This is a genomic window from Ruegeria sp. CJ9 (assembly GCF_056536625.1).
The window spans coordinates 1-14,824 of sequence record NZ_JBQFPY010000001.1 but is presented as its reverse complement, the minus strand read 5'-3'; the positions used below and the strand labels follow the sequence as shown (position 1 = coordinate 14,824).

The window sequence follows — 14,824 nt, the reverse complement described above, 5'->3', positions numbered from 1 at the left end:
TGAAGGTCTTTTCCCAAATGCTGCGAGATGCGTGGGAGCTTCGGAGGCTCAAGGATAAACAGTCACGTAAGGAGCGCAGAAAGCGAATCTCTCAGATAAACAGTGAAATCGAAAAGACGACTGACAAGTACGTAGACACTGAGTTGGAAGTTGTGTCTTCGGCCCTGGAGAGAAAGCTAGAAAAACTACACAATGAAAAGGCCCATGAGGAGCACAAATTAAGAGAATTCGACCAAAACAGCCCAGACTTCTCAGATGCGTTCGAACCGGCAATGCGGATTCTCTCAAGCCCTTTTGATATATGGAAAAAGTCAACGCTCGAATGGCGAAAATCTATGCTTCGAATGATCTTTGCCGCTCCAGCGGTCTACAGCCATAAACAAGGGTTTCGAACCGTGAATCTGACTTTACCTTTCAGAGCGTTAGCGGATTGCAACGCTTCTGCGTCTGGTTTGGTGCACCTGAGAGGATTCGAACCTCTGGCCTCTGCCTTCGGAGGGCAGCGCTCTATCCAGCTGAGCTACAGGTGCCTTGGCCGTTAGCTATCCTTGTTCCGATCCGGGTGCAACTGAAAATCCACCCGGATCGACCAGCTTTTAGGCAAACAAATCATGCGCCAGTTCAAGGGCATCGACCAGCGTGTCGACCTCATCTTTGGTGTTGTACAGTCCAAAGCTGGCGCGGCAGGTGGCGGTCACGCCGAAAAAATCCATCAGTGGACCAGCGCAATGATGACCGGCCCGCACGGCAACCCCTTTTTTGTCGAGGATCGTCGACACGTCATGCGCATGCCCTGCCCCATCCAGCGTAAAGCTGAAAATAGCGGCCTTATCGGGACGTGTGCCTTGTACCTGCAGCCAGTTCAAACCGGTCAGCCGCTGCATCGCATAGTCGCGAAGCGCGCCTTCGTGGGCGGCGATGTTCTCCATCCCCAGGTCCATCATATAGTCAAGCGCCACGCCTAAACCAATCGTTTGCACGATACCGGGTGTTCCGGCCTCAAACTTCATTGGGGGGTCGTTGTAGATCACCTGATCTTTGCTGACCTCTTTGATCATGTCGCCGCCACCGATGAAGGGGCGCATCTCGGCCATGCGTTCGGATTTAATATAGATCGCGCCCGAACCGGACGGGCCATACAGCTTGTGCCCGGTGATTGCATAAAAGTCGCAGCCGATATCCGACACATTGACCGGCATATGCACGGCACCCTGGCTGCCGTCGACCAGCACCGGAACGCCTTTGGCATGCGCACCTTCGGTAATGGCCTTAACATCCACCACCGTTCCCAGCACGTTCGAGCATTGCGTGACCGCGACCAGCTTGGTCTTGGGACCGATTGCATCGATCACGGCCTGCGGGTCCAGCCCGCCATCCGCATCGATATCGACCCACTTCAGGACAACCCCCTGCCGTTCGCGCAGGAAATGCCAGGGAACGATGTTGGCGTGATGCTCCATGACGCTAAGGACAATCTCATCCCCGGCCTGAAGGCGCGGCATCGCCCAGCCATAGGCCACAAGGTTGATCCCCTCGGTCGTGCCCGAGTTCAGGACGATCTCATTCTCATCCGCCGCCCCAAGGAAACGGGCGATGGTGCCGCGGACGGACTCGTACTTTTCGGTCGCGAGGTTGGACAGGTAATGCAGGCCACGATGCACATTCGCGTATTCCTCGGCATAGGCGCGGGTCACCGCGTCGATCACAACCTGAGGTTTCTGCGCAGAGGCACCATTGTCCAGATAAGTCAGCGGTTTGCCGTTTACCTCACGCGACAGAATCGGAAAGTCCGCGCGGATTTTTTCTACGTCATACATGGTCTTCATATCCCTATACCGGGCCGCTGGGTGTTAGAGCGAGGACAAAGGGGGCTGCGATCAACGCAGACAACACTATGACCCCAAAGGATTTCCAAAGCGTTCCAAACTTATGCGCTTCATTGAGGAAATGCAGCGTGACGTAAAGGCTCACCAGCGCTGTGGCAAACAAAAACAGCACCATCAAAACCGGAACGAAAATTGCCAGCACAAGCGTTACGAACATCGCCGCGCTTTGCAGGAACTGCAACCAGACCGTCAGCGTCATGATCTCGTCGAATGACGCGCGCCCGCCCAGCAAACGCCCGACGAACAGGAACGCCGCAATGCTGAACATCATTAGGGCTGCCGAGCGGATAAGGCTCATGAAAATCGGTTCGGGTGCAGGAACATTCAGGCCTTCCGGCGAAGGAACCAGATATTCGATCCCAAACTGCACCAGCCCATTCAAAACGACGGCCAGACAGAAGGCCAGCCACAGAACTTCGCGCCCGACGCGAAAGGATAATAGGTGCCGGGCCGCTTCAGCCGGGTTGACCAGCGTCAGGACCGCAATGTTACCTAGGGTCGAGAAATTCATTCCGCCTGCCTTTGTGTTTGTCTCAGGCCCGCCAGCCAGAACCAGATAAACACGCCAAACCAGGCTGCCCCTACCAGGGTTAACGCAGGTCCTGGCCCGATGAGACCCGCCACCAGACCGTTCAACAACACCAATGGTGTCGACGACAGTAAAGCCCAAAACAAAGCCAGACGGGCACCGTAAGCCGTGCCGCGACCGCCAACCAAACGAGCGGCCCCGTAGGATACGAACGCCAGAAGGTAAAACAGCAACGGCAGTATGAAAACAGTGCCTAGCAAAGCCGCGGCCATCAGCGCGTTCAGCTCAAGCCCTTCCAAATGCGCCCGCCGCGCGAGGCCGGGAAGCTGTGCGATGAAAGCCACCACGCAAAACCCCATGACAAAGACCAAGGCCCTGTCTTCCCGCTGCCCCAAATCCAGAAGCCGACGCACGACGCGCCCCGGCCCCCGGTACGTGGCCACGATATCCGATGTGACTGGCATCAGCTGCGGCGCGCCAGCCAATCTTCCAAACGGTTCACGATCTTTTCAGCAACTTCGCTGTCTTCGATCTCGTCCACCGCTTCGGCCAGAAAGGCCAGTGTCAGCATGTTGGTTGCGTCTTTGACCGGAACGCCGCGTGATCGCAGGTAGAACAGAGCCGTCTCGTCAATCGCGCCCGAGGTCGAGCCGTGTGAACAGGCCACATCATCGGCATAGATCTCAAGCTCGGGCTTGGCGAGGAACTGGCTGTCGTCGTCCAACAGAAGCGACTGGCTGATCTGATAGCCATCTGTCTTCTGCGCGCCTTCTTTCACGAGGATCTTACCCTGGAAGACGCCGGTCGCACCGTTGCGCAGAACCTTCTTGAACACCTGGCGGCTTTCGCAGTTCACCGCGTCATGGGTGATAAACACTGTGTCGTCATGGTGAAAATCACCGTCTCCGACACATGCACCTGCCACATGGGCAACCGCATCATCTCCGGTCAGTTCCACGACCTGCTCATTGCGGGTCAGAACGCCGTTTGCGGTCAGGGTAAATGACTTATAGGTCGATTCCGTTCCCAGACGGGCGAACATATGAGTCATTGCCCGACGTTCATGATCGCGACCTTGCGCGCGCACATGATGCAGCGTCCCATTGTCGGCGATGTCGATCTCCATCACCTTGTTAAAGCGCGACGCGGCCGGACCAACCTCAAGCACGGTGACTTCGGCATCTGGTTCGACACGGATCACGTGATGCAGCATCGCGTCCGATGTTTCCGAGGCGTGACGATACATCAGGCAGATCGGCTTGGACGGTTTGCCTGTCACATGGATGGCAACACCATCTTTGGCAAAGGCTGTGTTCAGCGCAGCCAGCGGACGCGGCACTGGGGTCTGGCCACGGCTCTCTAACGCGCCATACAGCTCTTTGGCCCAGTGAATATCCTTGCCGCAGATATCCTCGATCCGGTCGATCATCACCCCCTCAAGTGTCAGATCATCGGATTCCTCGGGGCTGAATACTCCGTCGACGAAGACAATTTTCAGATTGTCCATGTCTTCGAAAATCATGGGCTCGCCCGCATCGAAAACCTCGGCGCGCGGTGCTTGAGCCGAGATCAGCGTATCAGGACGTGTGTACTTCCAGTACTCATCGCGACGGCCAGGCAGGCCCATCTCTTGCACACGCGCAAGCGCATCCTCGCGTGCGGCACGGGTGCATCCGCACATCTCGGGCATGGCCAGGGATGCCAGCCGCTCCTCGGTTGCGGTCAGTTTCTCTTGTGGCAAAGCCATCAGTTCACCTCGGCCAGAATGTCGGCATAGCCGTTATGTTCAACTTCCAACGCCAGCTCGGGTCCGCCGGTCTTCACGATACGACCGTCAGCCATGATGTGTACGACGTCCGGTTTGATGTGATCCAGCAGCCGCTGATAGTGGGTGATGACCAAAAAGCTGCGACCTTCGTTGCGCAGCGCGTTCACGCCTTCGGACACCAGCTTCATCGCATCCACGTCGAGACCCGAGTCGGTTTCGTCCATGATGCACATCTTGGGTTCCAGCATAGCCATCTGCAGGATCTCGTTGCGCTTTTTCTCACCGCCCGAGAAACCAACATTGACCGGACGCTTGAGCATATCGGCGTCGATTTTCAGCGTCTTGGCCTTGGCGCGCACTTCTTTCAGGAAGTCTGCCGCTGACAGCTCCTCTTCTCCGCGCGCTTTCCGCTGAGCGTTTACCGCCGTGCGCAGGAAAGTCATGTTGCCAACGCCGGGAATTTCGACCGGATACTGGAACGCAAGAAAGACGCCAGCGGCAGCACGCTCTTCTGGCTCCATGTCCAGCAGGTCTTCGCCTTCCAACGTCGCCGTACCTTCGGTGACCTCATAGCCGTCACGTCCCGAAAGCACATAGCTGAGCGTCGATTTGCCCGAGCCATTCGGTCCCATGATCGCGTGTACCTTGCCAGGCTCGACCGTCAGGTCCACACCCTTGAGGATTTGCTTATCTTCGTCTTCAAGCTGTACGTGCAGGTTTTTGATTTCCAGCATGTTTTCTCTTTCTGCCCCAGTCAGGGAGCGCGTATCGTTTCAGGTTGTTTTGTGCAATTGGTCAACATAACTATTCGCGGATTCCTCAGAAATTTCTCCACGTTTCAATAGTTCTGTCAGAGAAAGAGCCGCGACATCGAAGCTTTCGAATACCGAGTCGGCCAGAATGGCGAGGTGCTTTAGTTTTTCGCTTTCCACTTTATCCAAGTTCAACAAGTTTCGCAGAAACACTGCGTCCCCATCGGTCAACTGGTTGGCGTGAAACCTTGGGCGCAGGCGTTTGGACAACTTGCTTCCATGCAACGCTCTCGGTTTGAAGAAGAGAAACTTGTGAAGAGAGTATCCGTATCTTTCCAAAACAGTCATCTGAGCATTCAACAGTGGTTGGTCCTGGTAGATGGGAATCGCAGCCACTTCAGAAATAACCGCGCATGCCTCGCTCAGCTTTTTGCCACCTTCTTCAAAAATCTGGGTCTCGGCACCCTGAACGTCGATTTTGAGCAAATCAAACTCGGGCAAGCCTTCAATATCGTCCAGACGATGTCCGACAACATCCAACTTTTCTTTAAGCGTGAGTTGTTTGTCCCACTTCCCTAGAGTTGCCAACCAATCCGGATTTGGCTCGTAAAAAGACGTAAAACCACTGCTCCTGTAGACGTTGAGCGTTTGTTCACCTCCGCACCCCACAGCATACGGTAGATAGTGTTCCTGCGATCCTGCTGACTCAACCAATTGGGCATATGCCTCTGGTTGAGGTTCAAAACCCCACACTTCACACAGCTTCGCATCCCTGAGTTTGTAGTACGGTGATTCATCTAGTGGATTGGCTCCGATATCCACGACGCGCGTTAATCTTGCCGGACCGAGAAGATCGATCAGGTGGTGCAACCTGTTGATGTCAAAAAATTTTGGCATTTCACAGTCGTCCCAGAGGAAGCCTTTTCCAGAATCCTTCTACCCAACCGAGCCTTCCAGCGAGATTGCAACAAGCTGCTGCGCTTCCATGGCAAACTCCATCGGCAATGCCTGCAGCACGTCCTTGCAGAACCCGTTGACGACCAAGGCCACGGCTTCTTCCTCGTCCATACCGCGCTGGCGGCAGTAGAACAGCTGATCGTCGTCCACTTTGGATGTCGTCGCTTCGTGTTCCACACGGCTCGAGTTGTTCTTGACCTCGATATACGGAACCGTATGTGCGCCGCATTTGTCACCGATAAGCAGGCTGTCACACTGCGTATAGTTCCGGCTGTCCTTCGCCTTTGGGTGCATCGAAACCAGCCCGCGATAGGTGTTCTGCGCCTTGCCCGCGCTGATGCCCTTGGACACGATGCGCGACTTTGTGTTCTTACCCAGGTGAATCATCTTGGTGCCGGTGTCGGCCTGCTGATAATTGTTGGCAATCGCGATCGAATAGAACTCACCCTGGCTTTCATTGCCACGCAGGATGCAGGACGGGTATTTCCAGGTCACGGCCGAGCCGGTTTCGACCTGCGTCCACATCACCTTGGACCGGTCGCCCCGGCAATCCGCCCGCTTGGTCACAAAGTTATAGATACCGCCCTTGCCGTTTTCATCACCGGGGAACCAGTTTTGAACGGTCGAGTATTTAACTTCAGCATCTTCTTCGACGATGATCTCAACCACAGCGGCATGCAACTGCGCGGTGTCACGTTGCGGCGCGGTGCAGCCTTCCAGATAGGACACATATGATCCCTTATCGGCGATGATCAGCGTGCGTTCGAACTGACCAGTGTTTTCGGCGTTGATGCGGAAATAGGTGCTCAGCTCCATCGGGCAGCGAACACCCGGTGGGATGTAAACGAACGATCCGTCCGAGAATACGGCCGAGTTCAGCGTGGCATAGAAGTTGTCGGATACCGGAACCACAGTGCCCAAGTATTTCTTAACCAGTTCAGGGTGTTCCTTGATCGCCTCAGAGATCGAGCAGAAGATCACACCAGCCTTGGCAAGCTCATCCTTGAAGGTTGTACCAACAGAGACCGAGTCAAATACCGCGTCCACAGCGACCTTACGGCCTTCGGCGGGCGCATTCTCGGCGCCTTCGACGCCGGCCAAAATCATCTGTTCTTTCAGCGGAATGCCCAGCTTTTCATAGGTGGCCAGCAGTTTGGGGTCGACCTCGTCCAGCGATTTTGGCTTTTCTTCCATCGACTTGGGACGGGCATAGTAATACTGGTCCTGAAAGTCGATCGGCGGGTAATGTACCATCGCCCAGGTCGGCTCTTCCATCTTGGTCCAGCGTTCAAAGGCCGACAGACGCCATTCGGTCATCCATTCGGGCTCTTCGTTTTTGTCAGAGATCAGTCGAACGATATCCGGGTTCACACCTTTGGGCGCGTACTCCATTTCGATATCGGTATCCCAGCCGTATTTATAAGTGCCAGCCTCGCGCACCGCGTCCACGGTTTCCTGATCGACACCTTCTTTTACCTGGGTCTGGTCCAAAGCGGCCATTTCCTTCACTCCGTCAAGTCACGCGGCACGCGCGCGATGCTTTTTCTCTTTTTCCAGCCACGTTTCGGCGAAACGCAGCACATCTTCTTTCGTCGTAAAAGGTCCCAGCGAAACGCGTATTGCGCTGGCTGCCGTGACCTCATCATACCCCATTGCCGTGAGGACCGCGCTGGCGCGCACCTTGCCACTGGAACAGGCAGAACCCGCGCTGATGGCAAACCCCGCCAGGTCCATTTGCATGACCTGCGTTTCGCCTTTCCATCCCGGAGTGGCAAAACACAATGTGTTAGGCAGGCGATCCTGATCCTTCCCGACAAAAATAGTCAATTTAGAACCGGCCTCAAGGGCATTTTCTAGAATATTTCTAATTTCTTTGACCTGGTCCCAAACCCCATTGGCAAGATCCCGTGCAGCGGCTTCTGCTGCGGCCCCGAAGCCCGCGATTCCAATGACATTTTCGGTACCCGACCGGCGCCCCATTTCCTGACCACCGCCTTGAATTTGGGCAGGCAAATCCGTGCCGCGTTTCATCACAACAGCGCCGACACCCTTGGGGCCACCCAATTTATGCGCTGAGATCAGCGCCATTTGGGCACCCAGCCAGTTGAAGGCCGCCGGTAGTTTTCCAAAAGCTTGCGTCGCATCGGTTACGGCAAGCCCCGCAGGCAAAGCCTGCACGATACCGGTTTCCGAATTCGCCAGCTGCAGGGTCGATTGAGCAGGATCGGAGACTTGAACGCGGCCCGAGGTGTCCGTTGGCAAATCTTCTGTAATCCAGGATCTTACCGCGTCATGCTCAACAGCAGATCCATGCAGGCCACGCCCGCGTAACGTCAGCGCCGCCCCCTCGGTGGAACCTGACGTGAAAACGATATCCGCCCCATCCGCACCAAAGGCCGCCGCGATTTGCGCCCGCGCCTTCTCGATCAAGGCCTTGGCGGCACGTCCCTCGGCATGTACCGAGGACGGGTTGCCGCAAACCTCCATCGCCGCGATCATCGCCTCTCTGGCCTCGGAGCGCAAAGGAGTCGTGGCATTATGATCCAGGTAAACACGACTCATGGAGTCACCTTTTCACGAATGCGAAGTGGTATCGCGTTTTCATAGACCAAGTGCATAATCTTACTCGTCCACCACTGCAAACAGGCTCGGAACCGCGGGACACGGGGCCAAATCGTTCCTGATTACGTCCGACAGTCGGGTTTGATGCAGGAAAACATAAACATGGGCGCTTAGCCCTTCCCACAAACGGTTGCTTAGCGATTGCGCCCGGCTTCCTGATGACGCACCCGACGCCCCTGCGCCTTTTTGCAGCGCATCCACTGTTTCGTCGACCGCCGACAGAATCTCGACCACGCGAATTTCCGAAGGCGACCGCGACAACCGATACCCGCCACCCGGTCCGCGAACCGATGAGACCAGATCGGCTCGGCGTAGTTTCACGAACAATTGCTCAAGATAAGGCAGTGAGATGTCCTGCCGCTCAGAAATCTCACTCAGCGTTACAAGCGTATCTGTCGGTTGCAGGGCGATATCGGCCATAGCTACCATCGCGTAGCGACCCTTGGTCGAAAGCTTCATTCTCGTCCCCTTTTGGTCGATACCGCGCGAAAACATTGACGCCGCCGCTGCCAGTGCGTATCTCCGACGGGCAGCGCATTGCGCAATGCAAAATTATTAGAACCGTTCTAAGGTGCCTGACGATAACCGTCAAGTATATCCCGGCACCAAGAAGAAAAAGACAGGACCAAAGCACACATGCCCGAGGTGATTTTTCCCGGACCCGAAGGCCGACTGGAAGGCCGCTACCACCCGCAAAAGGAAAAAGACGCACCGATCGCCATCGTGCTTCATCCGCATCCTCAATTTGGCGGGACCATGAACAACAAGGTGGTCTACAACCTGCATTACGCATTCTACAACATGGGCTTTACCGTTTTGCGGTTCAATTTCCGTGGCGTGGGTCGCAGCCAGGGTGAATACGACCAGGGTGTTGGTGAGTTGAGCGACGCAGCCTCGGCGCTGGATTACCTGCAGTCAATGAACAACAACTCGAAACACTGCTGGGTCGCGGGTTTCTCGTTTGGTGCATGGATCGGCATGCAGTTGTTGATGCGGCGCCCGGAAATCACCGGCTTTATCAGCGTGTCACCCCCTGCAAATATGTACGACTTTTCGTTCCTGGCGCCCTGCCCGTCCTCGGGCCTGATCATCAACGGATCAGCCGACCGCGTGGCACCACCTGCGGACACAACCTCGCTGGTGAACAAGCTGCACGAACAAAAGGGAATCACCATCACCCATAACGAGGTTGATGGCGCCGATCACTTCTTCCAGGATCGTCACATGGATACTCTGATGACCGATGTCAGCGACTATGTGAAACGCCGCCTGACCGAGAACACACGCTGATGTCTGACACCATCACCACCCTGGCCGCCAAGCTGGCCGAGGACACAATGAAAGTGATGGATGAAACCGGCGACGACCGTTTCTTTGTCGAAGTGGGCGAACATCTGGGAGCGTCCTCGCAGACTTTGGAAGAGGCCTTCCTGACCGAAATTCGCGTGCGCTTGGCCGAGCGCAAAGCCCGCAAGTTCGTGATCCAGAGGCTCTCGGATCACCGCTCCAAATTGAAAGCGATCGAAAAACAATGACGAACAGACTGTCCGCGCAAATCGAATTTCTCAAACGCGTGGACAGGCTGAAATCGGTCAATCGCGCGAACTTTCTTCTGGATCAGTCCCGCGCTGAAAACGCCGCTGAACACAGCTGGCAACTCGCGCTTTGGGCGCTGGTTATGCAACCCTTGGCTGATGAAGGTGTCAGCATTGATCGGGTCATCCGCATGCTGTTGCTGCATGATTTGGTCGAAATCATTGTCGGCGATCATCCGATCCATCTGCAAACCGATTGGCAAGCGGTCGAACGGGCCGAGCAAGCCGCCGCATCAGAATTGTTCGATCTTTTGCCCGAAGATCAGGCCGAGGCTTGTCTGAACCTGTGGCAAGAGTTCGAGGCCGATCAGACCCAAGACGCCAGATTCGCGAAATCGCTTGATCGCTGCCAGCCGATGTTTCAGGTCCTCTGCGCCGCGGCCCCGAGGGCGGATCACAAAGCTATTGTTCAGGACAATCTGAACGGCGGGCGGGCCGCTTATCTGAAGACCGAATTTCCAGACGCCTATACCGCAGCGCAAAGCCTGCTGAACGGAGACACCCCTGCACAGACTTCGTTCTCAGCTCGCCTTGGATTTCTTGCCGAAAGCGACCAACTGAAATCCGTCTACCGGGCTTCGCGCCTGCTCAGCGGTGAGCGGTTCGAGAATTCGGCCGAGCATTCATGGCACATCATGCTGTACGCCTGGATTCTGTCCGAATACGCAGCACCCGATGTGTCCATTGACCGTGTTTTACAAATGCTTCTGCTGCATGATGTTGTTGAGATCGACGCCGGGGATAACCCCATTCATGGTCATGTCGACCACGCGGCCCAAGAAGCCGAAGAACAAGCCGCAGCAGAGCGCCTGTTCGGGATGCTACCGGATAATCAAAAGGCGACCTTTCTGTCTCTGTGGCATGAGTTCGAAGCAGCCGACAGTCCCGATGCCCGCTTTGCCAAGGCAGTCGACCGTTTTCAGGCACCAGTCGGAAACCTGGCAACGGGCGGCGGATCATGGGTGGATTATGATGTCAGTTATGCGCAGATCGAAACCCGTGTCGGCACTCCGGTCAAACGCGGCGCACCTGACTTGTGGGCTTGGCTGCAACCCCAGCTAGATGCCTATTTCGCTGCCACGGCCACCACGTAGGAAAAGAAAAAAGAGGCGCAAAGGCCTCTTTTTCCCTTGTTTCGGCAGGCGCTCAAACCTGAAAACTATCTAACCGTTCAACAAACTTGGCCGCGTTTTTGTCGACGGACCCCCCGCCAGCAAGCCACCCAAGCGCCACGATCAAAGCCGAAACAAAAACTATTATTCCTGCAAATTTAGTCATGCGATGTAACCTGGAAAACAAAAATCATTAAAAAACAACGCGTTTTTAACATAACCTAGGGTCAAAAAATAGTCAGGTTATCCATACTTCCCAAATGGCTAATGTTTTTGCCTTAGCGTCATTGCGCATGCCGAGATTCCGAAATTTTGCTTGCTCGCTTTGCCGTTTTCATGCTCAACCTCGCAAAACATTTGTCGAGATACCTACCGTGCCCAAAGCCTATCTGATCTTGTTGCTGGCGGTCATCGCAGAGACCATCGGCACAACGTCCCTGCAAGCCAGCCAACAGTTCAGTCGTTTCTGGCCCTCCGTTCTGGTGGTTGTCAGCTATGGCATTGCTTTTTACCTGCTGGGCCTGACGCTAAGATACATGCCAGTCGGAATTGTTTATGCGATCTGGTCCGGGCTTGGCATCTTTCTGATCGCGATCATTGGCTTCATTGTTTTCGGGCAAAGGCTGGACTGGCCAGCCGTCATTGGATTGATCATGATTTTGGCCGGAATCCTTATCATTCACCTGTTTTCCAAGACGGCCGGCCACTGATCGCCGGTTAGGGCTGGTCTATTTGGTCAAACCACGCTATGCGCGCGGCAACTTCCCGTTCAAAGGCTGACCTCTCATGGACCTGCGCAATATCGCAATCATCGCTCACGTGGACCACGGCAAGACGACCCTGGTGGATGAGCTGCTCAAACAATCCGGCGCGTTCCGGGAAAACCAAGCTGTGGCTGAACGCGCCATGGACAGCAACGATCTTGAACGCGAGCGTGGCATCACCATCCTGGCTAAAGCCACCTCGGTCGAGTGGAAGGGCACGCGCATCAACATCGTCGACACACCCGGCCACGCCGATTTTGGTGGCGAAGTTGAGCGGATTCTCAGCATGGTTGACGGCGTTGTATTGCTGGTCGATGCCGCCGAAGGCCCGATGCCACAGACCAAGTTTGTGACCTCCAAGGCGCTTGCGCTGGGACTGCGCCCGATCGTCGTTTTGAACAAGGTCGACAAGCCCGACGCCGAACCCGACCGCGCGCTGGACGAATGTTTCGACCTGTTCGCCAACCTTGGCGCTGATGATGACCAACTGGACTTCCCGGCAATGTACGCATCGGGCCGTTCGGGCTGGGCAGATATGGAACTGGACGGACCGCGCAAGGACCTGACCGCGCTGTTCGACCTGATCGTTGATCACGTCCCTGCCCCGCAACAGGCCGAACGCAAGGACGAACCGTTCCGCATGCTGGCGACCACGCTGGGCAGTGATCCCTTCATCGGCCGTATCCTGACCGGCCGCGTGGAAAGCGGCACGCTGAAGGCGGGCGACAGCCTCAAGGCGCTGTCCCGCGATGGCACCCTGATCGAGAACTTCCGCGCGTCGAAAATCCTGGCGTTTCGTGGCCTCGCGCAACAACCCATCGACGTGGCCGAAGCTGGGGACATCGTTACCATCGCAGGGATGAGCAAAGCCACCGTTGCGGATTCGTTGGTATCCCCGCAGGTCGAAGAAGCCCTGCCCGCCCAGCCCATAGATCCACCGACCATCACTGTGACCTTTGGCATCAACGATTCCCCTCTGGCAGGTCGTGACGGCAAAAAGGTCCAATCCCGCGTCATTCGTGACCGACTGATGAAAGAGGCCGAATCCAACGTCGCCATCCGCATCACCGATACCCCCGGCGGCGAGGCGTTTGAGGTCGCGGGTCGTGGCGAATTGCAAATGGGCGTTCTGATCGAGAATATGCGCCGCGAAGGGTTCGAACTCAGCATTTCGCGCCCTCAGGTTTTGTTCCGTGAGGAAGACGGCCAGCGTCTGGAACCCATCGAAGAAGTCACCATCGACGTCGATGACGAGTTTTCGGGCTCGGTGATCGAAAAGATCACCGGTGCACGCAAAGGTGAATTGGCCGAAATGCGCCCCGCCGGTGCAGGCAAAACCCGGATCATCGCACACGTCCCTTCACGCGGGTTGATCGGGTATCATGGCGAGTTCCTGACAGACACACGTGGCACCGGCGTTCTGAACCGCGTGTTCCACGGCTGGGCCGCGCACAAGGGCCCGATCCCGGGCCGTCGCGCAGGCGTTCTGATCTCGATGGAGAAAGGTCAGGCCGTGGCTTATGCCCTGTGGAACCTGGAAGAGCGCGGCCGCATGTTCGTTGCCCCACAAACTGACGTTTATCAGGGCATGGTTATCGGTGAGCATTCGCGCGACAATGATCTGGAAGTGAATCCGCTCAAGGGTAAAAAGCTGACCAACGTCCGCGCAAGCGGATCTGACGATGCCGTACGGCTGACGCCCCACGTTCAGTTCTCGCTAGAAGAGGCGATTGCTTATATCGACGATGATGAATTGGTTGAGGTCACCCCAAACGCTGTACGTCTACGCAAGCGCTTTCTGGACCCGCATGAACGCAAGCGTATGGCGAAGTCTGCTTGAGTCTCCCTTAAGTATAGTTGCCGCAATTGCAACAATGCCACACTTCTGACAATTTTGTGCGCGCATGAACTGCGCAAATATACGAAAAGCCCGCCGTTTTGGCGGGCTTTCTCTTTGTTTTAAGTGTATTTTTTTCGCGTAAAATTTGTTCCTAAAATTAATTCAAATTAAACACCACTTGTAAATGTGACCCAAAATGGGTGTAATTATGGTTGAAGTATGGCACAATTGATGTACCAAAACGTAAAGCACAAACTGTAGTGCAATAGTGTTAGTAACGAGTTCTGAAGGAGCGGCGCCATGCGCGTGAAATCCCATTTATTATCTTTTGTATTTGTCTCTGCAACATTACCGTTCATCACCGCCAGCGCGGCGCAGGCGGAAAGATGCAACATCAAAACAGCCCGACAATCGGTATCGACAGAAACGTTGTGCGGCTGCTCAGTCGTCGATACGCGCATGTTGCGCTATATCCAACGCCGAGCTGATTTCGAGGACATTCTGGCCCGTACACTTGATAGTTGTCCGGCTTTTGCGGCTGTCCTGACTGATTTGCCAACGGCGTCCACGGCTGCATCTGATCGCGATAGTGATAGCGACACCTTTGGCGATTCAGGCAACGGTGATAACGGTGGCGGCAGCAGTGACGACGGTGGCGGCAACAACGGCGGCGGTGGCGGCGGCGGCAATAACGGTGGCGGCGGCGGCGGCGGCAATAACGGTGGCGGCGGCGGCGGCGGCAATAACGGTGGCGGCGGCGGCGGCGGTAATAACGGTGGCGGCGGCGGCGGCGGTAATAACGGCAATGGCAACGGCGGCAATAATGGCGGCGGTGGCAATTCCGGTAACGGCAACGGCGGCAACAATGGCGGCGGTGGCAATTCCGGCAACGGCAACGGCGGCAACAATGGCGGCGGTGGCAATTCCGGCAACGGCAACGGCGGCAACAATGGCGGCGGTGGCAATTCCGGCAACGGCAACGGCGGCAACAATGGCGGC

Annotated in this window: 14 protein-coding genes, 1 tRNA gene and 1 pseudogene; 6 read left to right on the top strand and 10 right to left on the bottom strand. The window is 55.9% G+C overall.

The genetic code is table 11. The features are described from left to right. Positions 1-453: 453 nt before the first annotated feature. The 10 genes from ACR0AJ_RS00080 to iscR all read right to left on the bottom strand — a co-directional run bounded on the left by ACR0AJ_RS00080 (position 454) and on the right by iscR (position 8,973). Positions 454-530, bottom strand: a tRNA-Arg gene (locus ACR0AJ_RS00080). A 66-nt stretch (positions 531-596) separates the two neighbouring features. Further along, complete coding sequence (locus tag ACR0AJ_RS00075) at positions 597-1,817, bottom strand: cysteine desulfurase (RefSeq protein WP_170358520.1); 1,221 nt, start codon at positions 1,815-1,817, stop codon at positions 597-599. A gap of 13 nt (positions 1,818-1,830) precedes the next feature. After that, positions 1,831-2,397, bottom strand: coding sequence for a Yip1 family protein (locus ACR0AJ_RS00070; protein ID WP_170375388.1), 567 nt, complete (start codon positions 2,395-2,397; stop codon positions 1,831-1,833). Then, positions 2,394-2,879: a YIP1 family protein gene (locus ACR0AJ_RS00065; protein ID WP_170348747.1), complete on the bottom strand. Its 486-nt coding sequence runs from the start codon at positions 2,877-2,879 to the stop codon at positions 2,394-2,396. The genes ACR0AJ_RS00070 and ACR0AJ_RS00065 overlap by 4 nt, the downstream gene beginning before the upstream one ends. Next, positions 2,879-4,162, bottom strand: a complete 1,284-nt coding sequence (gene sufD, locus ACR0AJ_RS00060; RefSeq protein WP_170348748.1) for a Fe-S cluster assembly protein SufD — start codon at positions 4,160-4,162, stop codon at positions 2,879-2,881. The genes ACR0AJ_RS00065 and sufD overlap by 1 nt, the downstream gene beginning before the upstream one ends. Beyond that, on the bottom strand, positions 4,162-4,917 hold the full coding sequence (sufC, locus tag ACR0AJ_RS00055; protein ID WP_170348749.1) for a Fe-S cluster assembly ATPase SufC: 756 nt from the start codon (positions 4,915-4,917) through the stop codon (positions 4,162-4,164). The genes sufD and sufC overlap by 1 nt, the downstream gene beginning before the upstream one ends. Positions 4,918-4,956: 39 nt before the next feature. Then, a complete protein-coding gene (locus ACR0AJ_RS00050) occupies positions 4,957-5,832 on the bottom strand; it encodes an FkbM family methyltransferase (RefSeq protein WP_170348750.1) in 876 nt (291 codons plus the stop codon). A 39-nt stretch (positions 5,833-5,871) separates the two neighbouring features. Continuing rightward, positions 5,872-7,392: a Fe-S cluster assembly protein SufB gene (gene sufB, locus ACR0AJ_RS00045; protein ID WP_170348751.1), complete on the bottom strand. Its 1,521-nt coding sequence runs from the start codon at positions 7,390-7,392 to the stop codon at positions 5,872-5,874. An 18-nt stretch (positions 7,393-7,410) separates the two neighbouring features. Next, on the bottom strand, positions 7,411-8,454 hold the full coding sequence (locus tag ACR0AJ_RS00040) for a cysteine desulfurase family protein (protein ID WP_480739779.1): 1,044 nt from the start codon (positions 8,452-8,454) through the stop codon (positions 7,411-7,413). A gap of 60 nt (positions 8,455-8,514) precedes the next feature. Beyond that, a complete protein-coding gene (iscR, locus tag ACR0AJ_RS00035; RefSeq protein ID WP_170348753.1) occupies positions 8,515-8,973 on the bottom strand; it encodes a Fe-S cluster assembly transcriptional regulator IscR in 459 nt (152 codons plus the stop codon). A 177-nt stretch (positions 8,974-9,150) separates the two neighbouring features. On the opposite strand from iscR, the gene ACR0AJ_RS00030 reads away from it, so the two are divergent. The 6 genes and pseudogenes from ACR0AJ_RS00030 to ACR0AJ_RS00005 form a co-directional block, all read left to right on the top strand. Continuing rightward, positions 9,151-9,804, top strand: coding sequence for an alpha/beta hydrolase (locus tag ACR0AJ_RS00030; RefSeq protein WP_170348754.1), 654 nt, complete (start codon positions 9,151-9,153; stop codon positions 9,802-9,804). After that, on the top strand, positions 9,804-10,049 hold the full coding sequence (locus tag ACR0AJ_RS00025) for a hypothetical protein (RefSeq protein ID WP_170348755.1): 246 nt from the start codon (positions 9,804-9,806) through the stop codon (positions 10,047-10,049). The genes ACR0AJ_RS00030 and ACR0AJ_RS00025 overlap by 1 nt, the downstream gene beginning before the upstream one ends. After that, a complete protein-coding gene (locus ACR0AJ_RS00020; RefSeq protein WP_480739778.1) occupies positions 10,046-11,203 on the top strand; it encodes an HD domain-containing protein in 1,158 nt (385 codons plus the stop codon). The genes ACR0AJ_RS00025 and ACR0AJ_RS00020 overlap by 4 nt, the downstream gene beginning before the upstream one ends. 392 nt (positions 11,204-11,595) lie before the next feature. After that, a complete protein-coding gene (locus ACR0AJ_RS00015) occupies positions 11,596-11,931 on the top strand; it encodes a DMT family transporter (protein ID WP_226688434.1) in 336 nt (111 codons plus the stop codon). Between the two features lie 76 nt (positions 11,932-12,007). After that, on the top strand, positions 12,008-13,825 hold the full coding sequence (gene typA, locus ACR0AJ_RS00010) for a translational GTPase TypA (protein ID WP_170375397.1): 1,818 nt from the start codon (positions 12,008-12,010) through the stop codon (positions 13,823-13,825). 459 nt (positions 13,826-14,284) lie between these two features. After that, positions 14,285-14,824, top strand: a pseudogene (locus ACR0AJ_RS00005) (hypothetical protein); the annotation flags it as partial.

What these genes read in the sequence shown, in the direction of transcription:
- sufB (WP_170348751.1), bottom strand. Translation starts at nt 7,392, where the DNA reads ATGGCCGCTTTGGACCAGACCCAGGTAAAAGAAGGTGTCGATCAGGAA.
- ACR0AJ_RS00070 (WP_170375388.1), bottom strand. Translation starts at nt 2,397, where the DNA reads ATGAATTTCTCGACCCTAGGTAACATTGCGGTCCTGACGCTGGTCAAC.
- sufC (WP_170348749.1), bottom strand. Translation starts at nt 4,917, where the DNA reads ATGCTGGAAATCAAAAACCTGCACGTACAGCTTGAAGACGAAGATAAG.
- ACR0AJ_RS00020 (WP_480739778.1), top strand. Translation starts at nt 10,046, where the DNA reads ATGACGAACAGACTGTCCGCGCAAATCGAATTTCTCAAACGCGTGGAC.
- ACR0AJ_RS00050 (WP_170348750.1), bottom strand. Translation starts at nt 5,832, where the DNA reads ATGCCAAAATTTTTTGACATCAACAGGTTGCACCACCTGATCGATCTT.
- ACR0AJ_RS00025 (WP_170348755.1), top strand. Translation starts at nt 9,804, where the DNA reads ATGTCTGACACCATCACCACCCTGGCCGCCAAGCTGGCCGAGGACACA.
- iscR (WP_170348753.1), bottom strand. Translation starts at nt 8,973, where the DNA reads ATGAAGCTTTCGACCAAGGGTCGCTACGCGATGGTAGCTATGGCCGAT.
- ACR0AJ_RS00040 (WP_480739779.1), bottom strand. Translation starts at nt 8,454, where the DNA reads ATGAGTCGTGTTTACCTGGATCATAATGCCACGACTCCTTTGCGCTCC.
- typA (WP_170375397.1), top strand. Translation starts at nt 12,008, where the DNA reads ATGGACCTGCGCAATATCGCAATCATCGCTCACGTGGACCACGGCAAG.
- sufD (WP_170348748.1), bottom strand. Translation starts at nt 4,162, where the DNA reads ATGGCTTTGCCACAAGAGAAACTGACCGCAACCGAGGAGCGGCTGGCA.
- ACR0AJ_RS00030 (WP_170348754.1), top strand. Translation starts at nt 9,151, where the DNA reads ATGCCCGAGGTGATTTTTCCCGGACCCGAAGGCCGACTGGAAGGCCGC.
- ACR0AJ_RS00065 (WP_170348747.1), bottom strand. Translation starts at nt 2,879, where the DNA reads ATGCCAGTCACATCGGATATCGTGGCCACGTACCGGGGGCCGGGGCGC.
- ACR0AJ_RS00075 (WP_170358520.1), bottom strand. Translation starts at nt 1,817, where the DNA reads ATGTATGACGTAGAAAAAATCCGCGCGGACTTTCCGATTCTGTCGCGT.